The organism is Sulfitobacter sp. PS-8MA, from assembly GCF_040933935.1.
GTDB lineage: Bacteria > Pseudomonadota > Alphaproteobacteria > Rhodobacterales > Rhodobacteraceae > Sulfitobacter.
Map to the genome: position 1 here is coordinate 57,151 of NZ_JBFQYJ010000006.1, position 13,759 is coordinate 70,909.

Consider the following 13,759-nt stretch of genomic DNA (forward strand, 5'->3'; position numbering starts at 1 on the left):
GAGAGATACCGTGAAATTTCCGACCACTCTGATTCAGAGCGGCGTGATGGCCGCGAGCCTTGCGCTTCTTGCCCCCGTCGCTGCCCTTGCTGCGGATGTGTCCATCCGCCTTGGGCATGTCCTGCCCGAAAGCCACAGCTGGCATGCGGCGGCCACGGGCTTTGCCGACGAAGTGAATACCCGCACCGACGGCCGGGTGGAGATCGAAGTCTTCCCCTCCGGCCAGTTGGGCAGCGAGAAGGAAGTGATCGAGGGGCTGCAATTCGGCTCCGTGCAGGCCGGGTTGATCGGCTCGGGCTCGTTCCAGGGGGTTGAGCCGCGCATGGGCATCATCGAAATGCCCTATGCCTGGGCCTCGCGCGAACAGGCCTTTGCCGCGCTGGACGGCGATCTGGGCAGCGCATTGGCCGATATGCTCGACAGCAAGGGCATCAAGGTGCTGGGCTGGTGGGAAAATGGCTTCCGCAACATCACCAACAATGTGCGCCCGATTGAAAAGCCCGAAGACCTCTCCGGTCTGAAAATCCGCGTCACGCCCGACAAAGTGCGTCTGGCCACCTTTGAAACGCTGGGCGCCGAGCCTGCGCCGCTGTCCTTTGGTGAGCTTTATTCCGCCCTGCAACAGGGTCTGTTCGACGCGCAGGAAAACCCGCTTGCGATCATCTATTCGGCGTCCTTTTTCGAGGTGCAGAAATATGTCTCGCTGTCCGAACATATCTGGGGCGCGGCAACTCTGACCATGTCGAAATCGGTTTGGGACAAGATCTCGCCCGAGGATCAGGCGATCGTGGCCGAGGCGGCGACAAGCTGGGGGCTTAAGCAGCGCGACATGGTGGCCGATGCCAATGACGAGCTGATCGAAAAGCTCAAAGCCGAAGGCATGAGCTTTAACGAGGTCGACAAAGCCGCCTTTATGGAAGCCGTCGCGCCGATCTGGGAAAGCCAGCAGGACGTCTATGGCGAAGAGCTGCTCTCCATCCTGAACACCTACCGCAAATGACCCTGCGGCCGGAGATAACCCAAGTTGCATCGGTCGAGCCGGTGCAACTTTTCGACTTCTCGCAAAAGGTGCTGTTCTCACCGGCAGTGCGCGGCGAGGGCTTTATCAAACTGGCGGTGACCACCGGTAAGAAAGGGGCCAAATCCACGGCCCATTCGCATCCCCGCGATGAGGTGACCCTGACCTTGAAAGGCGAGGCGATCCTGCGGGCCGGGGGCGAGGAATACCACATGACCGAAGGCACCGCCGTGCGCTTGCCGCCGGGTCTGGATCACACGGTCGAGGTGATCTCGGATGAATGGGTCGTGGTGGCGGCCTATTGCGACGAATGCAGCCTGTGCCGCGGACCAGAAGGATTTTTGCAGACATGATGTTTGAGACGGGGAGGCTGCGCGGGGCCAGCGGGATTGACCGCGCCGCGCGCTGGTTCGGCGCCGCGCTGGTGGCGGGCTTTGCCGCGATGGTCGTCTATGTGGTGATCTCGCGCTATCTGTTTTCCTCAACCCCCCGCTGGGCCGAGGAAATGCCCCGTCTGGCGCTGGTCTGGCTGACCTTCGTGGGCGCGATCTCGGGCTTTGTGCGCGGCACGCATTTTCGCGCGGGGTTGCTTGATCTGATCTCTCTGCCCGAAAACCTGCGGCGCGGTCTGGGCTTCCTGGCCTGGCTGGCGAGCTTTGTGTTTCTGGCGGTGTTTTTCTGGACCGGCTGGAAGCTTACCCAGATGACATGGTCACATGAGACCACGGCGCTGTCGCTGCCGGTGGGGCTGTTCTATCTTTCACTGCCGGTCTGCTGCGGCGTGGCGCTGGTGGGTCTTGTCCTGAAAGGGGGCCGTTGATGAGCCTCGCGCTTGCTTTGCTCTTGGTGGTCTTCGTGGTGCTTGTGCTGCTCGACGCGCCCATCGCCGTGGCCCTTGGCCTGTCCTCCATGTTCTACCTTCTGATTGCCGATGCCGCGCCGATGATCGTGGTCGCGCAGCGCGCGGTCTCGGGGATCAACAGTTTCACCCTGCTGGCGATTCCGCTGTTCCTGCTGGCGGGTCTGTTGATGGTCCACGGCGGGCTGGCCCCGCGGATCATCGCCCTGTGTTCGGCGCTGATCGGGCGGCGGACCGGCGGGCTCGCCATGGTGATGATCATCGCCTGTATGATGTTCGGCTCGCTGTCGGGCTCGGGCGTGGCGGATGTGGTGGCCATTGGCACCATGATGCTGCCGGCCATGCGCGATCAGGGCTATGCGCCCGGCTTTAGCGCGTCGGCCCTGGGCTGCGCGGGCTCTCTGGGCACCGTGATCCCGCCGTCGATCGTGCTGATCGTCTATGGCACCGCCACCAACAGCTCCATCGGCCAGTTGTTCGTGGCCGCGATCATCCCCGGCATCCTGCTCGGGCTGGGGCTGATGTTCGTCGCCTGGTGGATTTCGCGCCGCAACGGCTGGCAGGGCGGCGAGCCGTTTTCTTGGGCCGAGTTGGGCCGGGCGGCGAAAGGCTCCATTCTGGCGATGCTGGCGCCGGTGATCATCGTGGGCGGCATCCGTCTGGGGATATTCACGCCGACAGAGGCCGCCGGGATCGGCGTGGCCTATGCGCTGTTCATCGGGGTCTTTGTTTACCGGGCGCTGTCCCTCGCCACATTGCTGCGGCTGCTGCGCGAGACGACGGAGATGACCGGCGTGATCCTTCTGGTCATTGCATCGGCCTCGGTCTTTGGCTGGATCTTGGCCGCAGAGCAGGTGCCGCAGATGGCCGTGGCCGGGATCACCCAAGCCACCGAAAGCGGCACCGTGGCGCTTTTGCTGATGATGCTGGTGCTGCTGATCCTTGGCACCTTTATGGAGAGCATCGCGATCATTCTGATCCTCGCGCCGGTCTTCCTGCCGATCCTTGGGCATTACGATATTGATCCGGTCTATTTCGGGATTCTGCTGACGATCAACCTCGCCGTGGGGGCCAATACGCCGCCTTTGGGGATTGATCTTATGGCCGCCTGCCGGGTCGGGGAAATCCCGCTGAGCGCCTCGTTCAAGTATCTTGTGCCGTTTCTGGGCGTGATGGTCGGGGTGCTGCTGCTCCTCGTGCTGTTCCCCGCCCTTATTACCGATCTTCCCGGGATCCTGTTCTGATCCCGGGGCAAATAGAAAGAATTCCTGACATGCCGATAACCGATGAAACCCGCGCTGATCTTGACCGTTTTTGGTCCACCATCGAAGCCTCTGCCGAGATCGGCAAAGGCCGCCCCGGCGGCTTGTCGCGCCTGACGCTGGGCGATGCCGACCGCGAGATGCGCGACCTGTTTTGCGCATGGTGCAAAGAGGCCGGGCTGGATGTGGAGGTGGATGCCGCGGGCAATATCTTTGGCCGCCGCGCGGGCCAGGACAATGACCTGCCGCCCATTCTGATCGGCAGCCACCTTGACACGCAGATCAACGGCGGCCGCTTTGACGGGATCGCGGGGGTGCTGGCCGGGCTTGAGGTGATCCGCAGCCTGAACGACGCGGGCCATGTCACCAAACGTCCCATCGTGGTGGTGAACTGGACCAATGAGGAAGGCGCGCGTTTCTCGCCGCCGATGGTCGCCTCGGGCTGCTTTGTCGGGAAATATGATATCGACTGGGTGCATGATTTGATCGCGGATGATGGCGCGCGCTTTGGCGATGAGTTGGAGCGCATCGGCTATAAGGGCACACGGGCCTGCGAAGCCGGAGAGATCGACGCCTATTTCGAACTGCATATCGAGCAGGGGCCGATCTTGGACGCCGAGAAGCGGCAGGTCGGCATTGTCACCGGGGGCTACCCGGTGCGCGGGATGCGTGCGTCGTTCAAAGGGCAGACCGCGCACACAGGTCCGACCCCGATGGACCTGCGCAAGAATGCGCTCGCTGCCGGGGCGCGTTGGCTTACGGCGGTGGATGACATCGGCTGGGATTTCGCGGTGCATGACGGCAAGGCGACAGCGGCGCGGTTGACCGCATGGCCCAACAAGCCGGGCATCCTGTCGGACACCGCCGAGGCGGTCTGCGACGTGCGCCACCCCGATCCGATCACCACTCGCGCCATGGCCGAGAAAATGCGTCGCAGCCTGTTTGAAGCCGCCGCACGTTGCGGATGCGAAGCGCAGGTCGAGGATGAATGGGAATGGGGCGGCGACATCTTTGATCGCGAACTGGTCGACAGCATCCGCGATGAGGCCATTCGCATGGATTACAACTGGCGCGACATTCAAAGTCAGGCCGGTCACGACGCCTATTTTCTCGCGACCCATTGCCCGACCGCGATGATCTTTGCCCCCTGTGAAAACGGCATCACCCACAACAACGAAGAAAACGCCACCCCGCAGGATTTTGTCGCCGGATTGAACATTCTGCTACATGCGGTGGTCAAACGGGCTGACCGCTAAGTCCGCGATGGATGGCTCTGCGCTGGTTGCCTTTGGGGGCGACTGGCGCAGGCTCAGGTCATTTCGGGATAGAGCGTTAAAAGCTCTTGCGCGATTTCGACGAATTTCCGCTCAGAGGGCGCGAGTTTTTCAACCGGCGCGTGGACCAAATAGACATCCGCGCCAATCGGCTCATCGGTGATTTGTAGCGGCCAAAGATCGCCCCGGCGGATGTCGTCTTGGGCGGTCTTCAGCGGCAGGATACCGATGCCGAGCCCTGCGACGATCATCCGGCGCACCTCTTCGATATTGGTGCTAAGCCCGTTGATCCGATCCCCCAACCGCGTGCCTTCGCGCAGCACCGACATCGGCTCAAGCCCCATGCCTTCGGTCGCGCAGGCAAAGCTGATAAAGGGCTCGCGCTGAAGATCGCGCAGCGCGACGGTTTCCTGGCCGAACAGCGGGTGCTCGGCCCCGCAGAACACACGAAACTCCTCGCGGAACAGGCGGATCGATGGCAGGTTTACCAACGGTTTGGCCAGCAGGCAAAAGCCGATGGTGCTGCGCCCTTGTTGGATCGCCCGCACAATCGCCTGACTGTTTTGCACTTCGCTTTGAAAGGCCACCGAAGGGTAGCGCTGGTGGTAAAGCCGCAGCAATTCGTCCAGCATGGGCGAGACGAGGTTGCTGATAATCTGATAGCGCACCTGACCGCGCTCTTCTTCCTTTGCGTCGCGGATCAGCAGGTTGATGCGCTCTGCACTGTGGAAAATCTCGCGACATTCCTGAAAAATTCGGTCGCCACGTGGGGTCAGTTCAAAATGGCGGCTGTCGCGGTAGACGAGCTGACAGTCCAACTGCGTCTCAAGCCGGCGCAGGGCATTGCTGACCGAAGGTTGGCTTAGCCCCAGACGTTTGGCGGCTTTGGTGATGCCCTGTTCCTTGGCGATCATGTAAAACATGCGCAAAAGGTTCCAGTTCAGATCGGAGCGCGTCTGCGTGATCACCCTGTATTATCCCCCGTTTCGCCGTGGTGCTGGGCCTGTCCGAAGCAGCGTGAGACGCCGCCTTGCCCGCAGTTAGTATTGCCAGCCTTGCGCGCCTTAGACCAGAGCTTGCCTAAGGATGCCCGCCGGCGCGCGCCTCGTCATTGCGTCTTCTCATTCCCGCGGCCAACCAGCCAGCGCCATGTTTTTCCTTGTCATCAGCCGTTGCAGTGGCGCTAAATGAATGTGTAAGTCCGAAAGGTCTGATGCAGAGGCCGGTCCTATGCGTCGTCGATTAAACAAGGGAGATACCTATGAAACTCACTGCAATCCTCGCCGCCAGCACGATGCTCGCTGGCGCCGCCTTTGCGCAGGACGTTGATAAGTCCGACTGGCCCAGCAGCTTTACCGTTGGCACGGCGAGCCAGGGCGGCACCTATTTTGCTTACGGTTCCGGCTGGGCGAACCTTGTGGCCAAAGAGCTGGGCCTCACTGGCGGCGGCGAAGTCACCGGCGGCCCAATGCAGAACATGGCATTGGTCCACACGGGCGAGGCGGCTTTCGGCATGACCACAATGGGCCCCGCAGCAGAATCGCTGGCAGGGACGAACCCGATCGCACCGGGGCTGGAGATGACCAACGCCTGTGCCATGTTCCCGATGTATCAGACGCCCTTCTCGGTGACTGCGCTGGCCTCTTCGGGCATTGAAAGCGTCTCCGACATTCCGGCGGGTGCCAAGATCGGCTTTGGCCCGGCGGGCTCCACCTCGGACACCTACTTTCCGCGCATGATGGACACGCTTGGCGTGGACTATGAGCGCCGCAACGGCGGTTGGACCGATCTGGGTGGTCAGTTGCAAGACGGTCTGCTGGACGTGATCGCCTTTGCCGCCGGCGTGCCGGTGCCAGCGGTCAGCCAGCTTGAGGTGCAGACAGATGTGAACATCATCGAGTTCACCGAGGAAGAGCAGGCCAAGCTCTTGGAAGAATTCCCGGTCTCCGAATTCACCATCGACGCCAGCACCTATAGCACGCTGGAAGAGGGCGCGCGGTCGGTTTCCATGTGGAACTTTGCCATCGCCAATTGTGACCTGCCGGAGTCTTTCGTGAAGGAGGTCGTCGATGTCGTGATGTCCGACAATGAGCGTATGGTCGGCATTCACAAGGCGGCGGCGACCACATTGCCTGAGAACTGGGACAAGAACACCGTTCTGAAATGGCACCCCGGCGCGGCGGCCTGGTTCAAGGAAAACGCAGATGCCGACATCGCGGATGATATGATCCACGGCAACTAAGCCGTCTTGCGCAGATCGCATGTCGCCCCTAAAGGGGCGGCATGTTTCGCGGCCCCGCGCGACAATCGGGAAAAGGAGCTTCCATGACAGACCAGCACAGCGCCGACGCGCAAAGCCCGATCGTAGCCGAAGGGGTGGATGACGAACCTGTCGAAAGCAACCGCCGCCTGTTCACCGGGCGCGGCTATATGGTCATGGCCACCATTTCGGCCATCTATGCCTTTTTCCACGTTGCCGCGCTGAATGGCCTGTCGATCTACGAATGGACCGGGCTGCGCATCCCGCTTCTGCCGACCTTCCCGATGGAGACCTGGAATTTCCGCATCGTGCATATCGCGGGCGCGCTGATCCTTGGCTTCACACTCTATTCCGCGCGGCGTTTTCCCGAAGAGGGCAGCGCGCAGGGCTGGCATCCGTTGGACCTGCTGGCCCTGGCCGCACTGCTGCCTGCGCTCTACGCGCTCTGGACCGCTTGGGGCATCGCCGCCCAGATCGCGGGGGGGGCGCAGTGGAACGGGATGAGCCCCGAGTTCAAGACCCTTGAGATTTACCACTACGGGCTGCCGCTGCTTGCCGCCACCGCCATTGGTATCGTGGTGGGCTGGCTGCGCACCCGCGAACGCGGGCAGGTGACGCCTGCCGATATTCTGCTCTCGCTCTGCGGGGTGGCGGTGGCGGTCTATCTGATCACCATCTACGGCACCTTGATGCGCAATTCGACCGGCACGCCCTTCGCGCCCATCGGCATTTCGCTGGCCGCTGTCGCCGGTGTCGCGCTGATTATGGAGCTCACGCGCCGCGTTGCGGGGCTGGCGCTGATCGTGATCGCGGGCATCTTCCTGATCTATGTCTTCACCGGGGACATGCTGCCCGGCTTTCTGAACGCGCCCAACATCCAGTGGACACGTTTCTTCAGCCAGGTCTACACCGATGCGGGCATTCTGGGGCCAACCACGGCGGTGTCTTCGACCTATATCATCCTCTTCATCATCTTCGCGGCCTTCCTGCAGGCGTCGAAAGTGGGCGATTATTTCGTGAACTTCGCCTTTGCCGCTGCGGGCCGCTCGCGCGGGGGGCCGGCCAAGGTGGCGATCTTTGCCTCGGGCCTGATGGGGATGATCAACGGCACCTCGGCGGGCAATGTGGTGGCGACGGGCTCACTGACCATTCCGCTGATGAAAAAGGTCGGCTACCCGGCCCGCACCGCCGGCGCGGTGGAGGCCGGGGCCTCTACAGGTGGGCAGATCATGCCGCCGATCATGGGGGCAGGGGCCTTTATCATGGCCGAGATCACCGGCATTCCCTATACTGACATTGCCGTGGCCGCGATCATCCCGGCGGTGCTCTACTTCGTGTCGATCTATTTCATGGTTGATTTCGAAGCCGCCAAGCTTGGCATGCGCGGCATGCGCTCGGACGAGCTGCCCAAGCTCAAGGACATGATGCGCCGGGTGTTTCTGTTCATCCCGATCATCATCCTGATCTACGCGCTTTTCATGGGCTATTCGGTGATCCGGGCGGGCACGCTGGCGACGGCTGCGGCGGCCGTGGTGTCCTGGCTCACACCCTACCGCATGGGGCTGCGCAGCATCGTCAAGGCGTTTGAACTGGCGGGCATCATGTCGATCCAGATCATCGCGGTCTGCGCCTGTGCGGGGATCATCGTGGGCGTCATCAGCCTCACCGGCGTCGGCGCGCGCTTCTCCTCGGTGCTGCTCGGGTTGGCCGAAGCGAGCCAATTCCTCGCGCTGTTCTTTGCCATGTGTATCGCGATCCTGCTCGGCATGGGCATGCCCACCACGGCGGCCTATGCGGTGGCGGCCTCGGTCGTGGCCCCCGGTCTGGTGCAACTGGGCATTCCGCTGCTGACCGCGCATTTCTTTGTCTTCTACTTCGCCGTGGTCTCGGCCATCACGCCCCCGGTGGCGCTGGCGAGTTATGCGGCGGCGGGGATTTCGGGGGCCAACCCGATGGAAACCTCGGTGGCGTCCTTCAAGATCGGCATCTCGGCCTTCATCGTGCCCTTCATGTTCTTCTACAACGGCGCGATCCTGATGGACGGGACGTGGTTCGAGGTGATCCGCGCCGGCGTCACCGCGATCTTTGGCGTCTATCTGCTGTCTTCGGGCATGCAGGGCTGGTTCGCGGGCAGCGGGGCTGCGTGGTTCATCCGGATGGGGCTGATCATCGGCGCACTTTGCATGATCGCGGGCGGGCTGCTGACCGACATCATCGGCATTGCCATCGCCGCCGCGCTCTATGCCATCCAGTGGAAGTTCCGCCCGGCGCCGGATGCGCAGATCGCGGTGCGCGGCAGCGACTGACCGCGTAGGAACGGGGTTGCTCATTGAAGGACGCGGCGCTTCACGCTAGGGCCGCGTCAACATAGGAGACCCCCAATGGAACTGCGCGACAAACGAATTCTGGTGACCGGTGGCAGCGATGGCATCGGCAAGCACATCTGCCTCAAACTCGCCGCCACCGGCGCGCGGCTGGCCATTCTGGGCCGCAATGCCGAACGGCTGGCGGCGGTGGCGGAAGCCTGCAAAAAGGCCGGCGCGCCCGAGGCGCTGCCGCTGACCTGCGACCTGCAAGACCCGGCTGCAATTGCGGATGTGGCGGCACAGATGCGCGATAGCTTCGGCGGGCTCGATATCCTCATCAACAACGCGGGCATCTGGCACAAGGCCGGGCCGCTCGACACGATCGCGCCCGAGATGTTGCAGGCCACGGTGCAGACCAACCTCACCGGGCTGATGCAGATGACACAGGCCCTCTTGCCCGACCTGCGCGAGAATGACGCGGCGATCATCCTCAATGTCGTGTCGAAATCCGGCGTCGTGGCGCAGGCGGGGCAGTCGGTCTATACCGCCACGAAATACGGCGTGCGCGGCTTTACCGAAGTGCTGAAAGCGGATGAGGCCGAGACCGGCGTGCGCGTCGGCGGCCTCTACCAGTCCGGCACCAATACCGAGATGTTCGCCAAGGCGGGCGAAGAGGTGCCGAACCATATTTTCACCGAGCCGGATGATCTCGCCGATGTGGTGGTCTTTGTCCTGTCGCGGCCCCCGAAACTGTGGATTCACGACATCCGCATCGAATTGTAACCACAACTGGCCGCGCTGAGGGCCGCGCGGTCAGACCGCCTTTTGCATCCGGCCGGAACGCGGCGCACCGTCCTGATTGGACTGCACGCCAAATTCCACGTGAAACACGGAGCCGGCGCCAAGGGTGCTTTCATAAAACAGATCGCCCGCCATCTGCCGCGCCAATTGGCGCGAGATATGCAGCCCCAGCCCTGAGCCCTGGGTCGACTTCTGCACCCCATCCGCGACCTGTCCGAACCGGCCAAATACCTCCTCCTCGCTGCCCGCGGGGATGCCGCGGCCCTGATCGCTGATCGACAGGCGCACCTGACCGTCATTGGCGCGCAACACACCTTCGACGACACCGCCCTTTTCAGAGAATTTGATCGCGTTGGAGATCAGATTGTCGACCACTTGCCGAATGGCAAATGCGTCGCCCAAGACAACGGCGGGCGCGTCGATCTGCCCGGTGACAAGCCGCACGCCGCGTTCTTCGGCGAACATCTGGTTTTCCTCAAGGCTCTCCGTCAGCAGCCGGTGCAGGTCCACCGGCTGCCATTCGAGGTTCAGCGCCTGCACATCGAGCTTTTGCGCCAGCAGGATATTGTCCACCAGCCGCGACAGGCGCAGCCCGTTGCGGTGCGCAATGTTGAGCGAGCCGCGAACCTGGGCGTCCATCGCGCCCAGCTTGCCGCTCAGCGCCAGGGCCAGACCGCCCTTGAGCGACGTGAGCGGGGTGCGCAGCTCGTGGCTGACGACAGAAATGAATTCATCCTTTGCCCGATTGGCGTCATCCGCGTTTTGCAGCGCTTTTTCAAGCGCATGGGTCGCGGCGATACGGTCGGTTTCATCGACGAAAGTCACGCTCCAGCCGATGCCCGCGCCCTCGGGGTTCAGGGGATCGTCAATGGGCTGAACACGCGGCTCGTAGATCCGCGCGCCACAGGTGATCTGTGCGGTGCCCTGCTGCGCGAGCCGGTCGATCCCGGTGAGCAGATCGGGGCCAAGCTGGCTATGGGTCAGCAGGCCACTGTCCCGCGCCGCCGCATTGGACCGCACCACCCGGCGCTGCCGGTCGAGCAGGACCACGGGCTCGCTCATCCGGTCAAACAGCGTGGATTGCCCGACGGTGGGCATGTCCATCGTCTTGTTCGCAAGCGCCAGCCAGGAAAACGCAAGAATGCCGAGCGCGAAGGTCAGGGCGGTGGGGTCGAGCCCATAGACGGTGAAGCCGAAGAGCACATAGGCGGAATTGGTCACCAGCGGTGTGACCGTGATCGCGATCAACATGGTCAGCAGCGGCCAGGCCGCCGGTGAGGCTCTGCCATAGGCGCGCAAGAGACAATAAAGCGTCGCCATGACAAAGGGGTAGATCACCGCGACAATAAGGTAATAGCCGGGGCCATGCCGGTATTGCGCCGCGCCCGGGGGGGCGTTTGCCACGTCGATATAGACCAGCTGGTGCCAGCTGTTGGTCGCCACAAAGGTAAAGATCGTGAGTGGCAGCAGGATCAGCGCCAGGGTTTTCTCGCGCCGCCGAAGCCCGTCTGCGCTATGCACATAGGCAAAGGTGAAAAAGCACCATGCCACGGGCGCCATCGCATAGCCAAGCCAGGTCAGCGCCGAGTAGAACTGCTTGCAGGCAGGCACGGGGGTCGCCCCGTCGGAGCCGACCATCATCAGGGTCCAGATCACGCCGATATAGGTCAACATGCAATAATGTTTGCCGGGAAACCGTTGGAGTCGCAGGGTCCAGAACATCACGGCGGTGGCCAGGATGCTGAAGACGAGGGCGTATAAATATACGGGGGCGTCGAGGAGCCCTTCAAAACAGGTGAACATAAAAAACCTTCGACTTTAATTTAATGACGGTAGATCAGCATGGCATTTGGGCAGAAGTTTGACCTTTGCATGGTCGTTTATTGCGGAAATTCTCGGAAAACCCGCTGAAAAGGTTAACGATTTTCTGCTGATGCCGTCTGAAGGCGCATTGGGGCCCCTTTCGCGGGCGCGCTGTTTGGCGCGCCATTTCACCCGTAATTGCCCGGCGCGGCGGGCTGGAAGCGTGACGAAAGCAAAAGGGAATTGGCGGCGCCCCGCCGATAAAGGCAAAACGCCGGGTGAGTTGCCCCACCCGGCGTTGCCCTGTGTGTCCCATCGCCCGAAAGAGCGGCCAGACTACGGGATCAGAGAAGCCCTGCGAAAATACCCGCCATGACCACCGAGACCATCGTCACGGTCACAAAACCCGCGACCAGCATCGGCGGCAGCATATGGGCCGTCAGCACCTCCCGTTCGACTTGATCTTCGGTCAGGGCATTCACGACCTCTTTGGTGATCACATAGTCCGCCGGGAAGCCGTAGAGCGCGGTCAGAGAACAGGCGAAAGCCATCGCCGCACTGATCCCCAGGAGCTTGCCCGCGATGAAGGAAAAGACATACATCCCGAAGATCCCGATGGCGATCAGCGCGATCATGGGCAGGGCCAGTTCGGCCAGCATATCCGGCGTCGCCCGTTTCAGACCGTCAAAGATAAAGACCATCAGCACAAGGATCGTAAAGCCAAAGGCATTGGCCGACCGCAGCGGTTCACGCTCCAGAAAGCCAAGCGAGGTGGCGATCACGCCGAAGATCAGACAGAGGACAAAGGGGCTGATGGTGAACAGCGGCTCCACCAGTTGGGACGTGCCCCAGGCCAGCAGGGCGACCAGACCCAGGCGCAGAAACTTGAAGTAAAAGGTGTTATAGGCCTCCGGCAGTCTCGCGAAGAGCCGCGCGGGCGCCGGCGCGTTGGGGGTGGCGGCGGGGGCCAGATCGCTTCCGCCGGCCCAATCGCCCGCCCGGTGGCGGCGCAGCACCTGATTGCCCTCGCGCTTGAGCATGAGCGCCGTGAGCGGATAGCCGACGAAGCCCTGCATGACATAGATCAGGATCGCCAGCACCGAGAGGCTGGTCAGCCCGGCCTCGGCCGCGGCCTGTGACATGATCAATGACGAGACGACCCCGCCCACCAGCGGCGGCGCCCCGACCACGACCGTCTCCCAGTCCAGCACCAAAAGACCCAGGGTAAAGAGCAGGGCGATGATCCCCGCGATCCCCGCCAGCGCGACCACCACGGTCTTCCATTGCGCCATCAGCTCACGCACCGACAGAAGCGTGCCCATATTGGTGATCAGCAGAAAAATCGCCAGATAGACAATCGGCGTCTGAAACCCGGCAATGGCCACGATGTCTTTGGGAAAGAAGGTCCAATAGCCCAGCAGGAACAGGACCGCGCAGACGAAGACCGAGGGAAGCCAGGATTTCGTTCGTGTCGACAGCACGTCGCCTATGTATAGAATGGCCGCAAGTATGGAGAAGGCAACTAACTGTGGCATAAAGAAAATCCTTAGGTGGCAACTACGTTTGGCGGTTCTGCGCCTGCCGCAGGGCCGACCGCGCGCAACGATTGTTCCATATGGATGTATTCTGCAAGGTTAAATTCTGTTTGTGTGCAGGGCGGGGTAATAAAAGTGAACGAGAGCTGTGATCCGGGCCAGAGGATGCTTGATCAGACGTTTCAGGGAGACCTGCGCTACCTGATGGCGGTGAGCTATATCGTGCTGAGCAACAATCAGGTCACCAGCCGCTATATCGAGCGGGAATATGACATGCCGGTGCATGCCTGGTCGGCGCTCTATGCGATCACCTCCTTCCCGGGGCTGCGGAGCAAGGACATCCAGCATCTGTTCCCGCGCCCGCAGAATTCGATCAGCCGGGTGGTGCGGCTGCTGATCGATCGCGCTCTGGTGCGCGAGGAAATATGCGCGGCTGATGCGCGGGCGAAACTGCTCTATGCGACGGCAAAGGGGGCGGCGCTGCTGCGCGAAATCGAGGCCAAGTCACTGGCGCGGCAGACTGAAATGTTCGGCAGCCTGACCGACGCGGAGCGGGAGGTCTTCCTGAGCCTCTGCCGCAAGATCGCGGGCGATCCGCGGCTGCAGCGGTCGGAGACATTGACGTAGCGCAGGTGTGGATA

Annotated in this window: 12 protein-coding genes; 9 read left to right on the plus strand and 3 right to left on the minus strand. The window is 62.2% G+C overall.

Annotated features, from left to right (window positions below):
* Positions 1–10: 10 nt before the first annotated feature.
* From AB4M76_RS04240 to AB4M76_RS04260, 5 genes are read left to right on the plus strand one after another with little or no spacing between them, the layout of a single operon-like run.
* A complete protein-coding gene (locus AB4M76_RS04240; RefSeq protein WP_368440569.1) occupies positions 11–1,000 on the plus strand; it encodes a DctP family TRAP transporter solute-binding subunit in 990 nt (329 codons plus the stop codon).
* Positions 997–1,371, plus strand: a complete 375-nt coding sequence (locus tag AB4M76_RS04245; RefSeq protein WP_368440570.1) for a cupin domain-containing protein — start codon at positions 997–999, stop codon at positions 1,369–1,371. The genes AB4M76_RS04240 and AB4M76_RS04245 overlap by 4 nt, the downstream gene beginning before the upstream one ends.
* Positions 1,368–1,838 (plus strand): TRAP transporter small permease, encoded by a 471-nt coding sequence (locus tag AB4M76_RS04250; RefSeq protein WP_368440571.1) that lies wholly within the window; start codon positions 1,368–1,370, stop codon positions 1,836–1,838. The genes AB4M76_RS04245 and AB4M76_RS04250 overlap by 4 nt, the downstream gene beginning before the upstream one ends.
* Positions 1,838–3,121 carry a TRAP transporter large permease gene (locus AB4M76_RS04255; RefSeq protein ID WP_368440572.1) on the plus strand — a complete coding sequence of 428 codons (1,284 nt, stop codon included), beginning with the start codon at positions 1,838–1,840 and terminating at the stop codon, positions 3,119–3,121. The genes AB4M76_RS04250 and AB4M76_RS04255 overlap by 1 nt, the downstream gene beginning before the upstream one ends.
* A 29-nt stretch (positions 3,122–3,150) precedes the next feature.
* Positions 3,151–4,395 (plus strand): Zn-dependent hydrolase, encoded by a 1,245-nt coding sequence (locus AB4M76_RS04260; protein ID WP_368440573.1) that lies wholly within the window; start codon positions 3,151–3,153, stop codon positions 4,393–4,395.
* Between the two features lie 53 nt (positions 4,396–4,448).
* On the opposite strand, the gene AB4M76_RS04265 is transcribed toward AB4M76_RS04260, so the two are convergent.
* Entirely contained in the window at positions 4,449–5,381 is a 933-nt protein-coding gene (locus tag AB4M76_RS04265; protein WP_368440574.1) for a LysR family transcriptional regulator, read from the minus strand.
* Between the two features lie 293 nt (positions 5,382–5,674).
* Here AB4M76_RS04265 and AB4M76_RS04270 point away from each other — a divergent pair, with 293 nt between their 5' ends.
* The 3 genes from AB4M76_RS04270 (at position 5,675) to AB4M76_RS04280 (ending at position 9,762) form a co-directional block, all read left to right on the plus strand.
* A complete protein-coding gene (locus AB4M76_RS04270; RefSeq protein ID WP_368440575.1) occupies positions 5,675–6,655 on the plus strand; it encodes a TAXI family TRAP transporter solute-binding subunit in 981 nt (326 codons plus the stop codon).
* 83 nt (positions 6,656–6,738) lie between these two features.
* Positions 6,739–8,979 (plus strand): TRAP transporter permease, encoded by a 2,241-nt coding sequence (locus AB4M76_RS04275; protein ID WP_368440576.1) that lies wholly within the window; start codon positions 6,739–6,741, stop codon positions 8,977–8,979.
* 75 nt (positions 8,980–9,054) lie between these two features.
* Positions 9,055–9,762: an SDR family oxidoreductase gene (locus AB4M76_RS04280; RefSeq protein WP_368440578.1), complete on the plus strand. Its 708-nt coding sequence runs from the start codon at positions 9,055–9,057 to the stop codon at positions 9,760–9,762.
* Positions 9,763–9,792: 30 nt separating this feature from the next.
* Here the strand turns inward: AB4M76_RS04280 and AB4M76_RS04285 are convergent, their stop codons facing one another.
* Positions 9,793–11,583, minus strand: coding sequence for a histidine kinase N-terminal 7TM domain-containing protein (locus tag AB4M76_RS04285; protein WP_368440579.1), 1,791 nt, complete (start codon positions 11,581–11,583; stop codon positions 9,793–9,795).
* Between the two features lie 344 nt (positions 11,584–11,927).
* The gene (locus AB4M76_RS04290; protein WP_368440580.1) at positions 11,928–13,118 is read right to left on the minus strand and encodes a hypothetical protein; all 1,191 of its coding nucleotides are present in this window, start codon (positions 13,116–13,118) and stop codon (positions 11,928–11,930) included.
* Positions 13,119–13,283: 165 nt separating this feature from the next.
* Here AB4M76_RS04290 and AB4M76_RS04295 point away from each other — a divergent pair, with 165 nt between their 5' ends.
* A complete protein-coding gene (locus AB4M76_RS04295; protein WP_368440582.1) occupies positions 13,284–13,745 on the plus strand; it encodes a MarR family winged helix-turn-helix transcriptional regulator in 462 nt (153 codons plus the stop codon).
* Positions 13,746–13,759 lie beyond the last annotated feature (14 nt).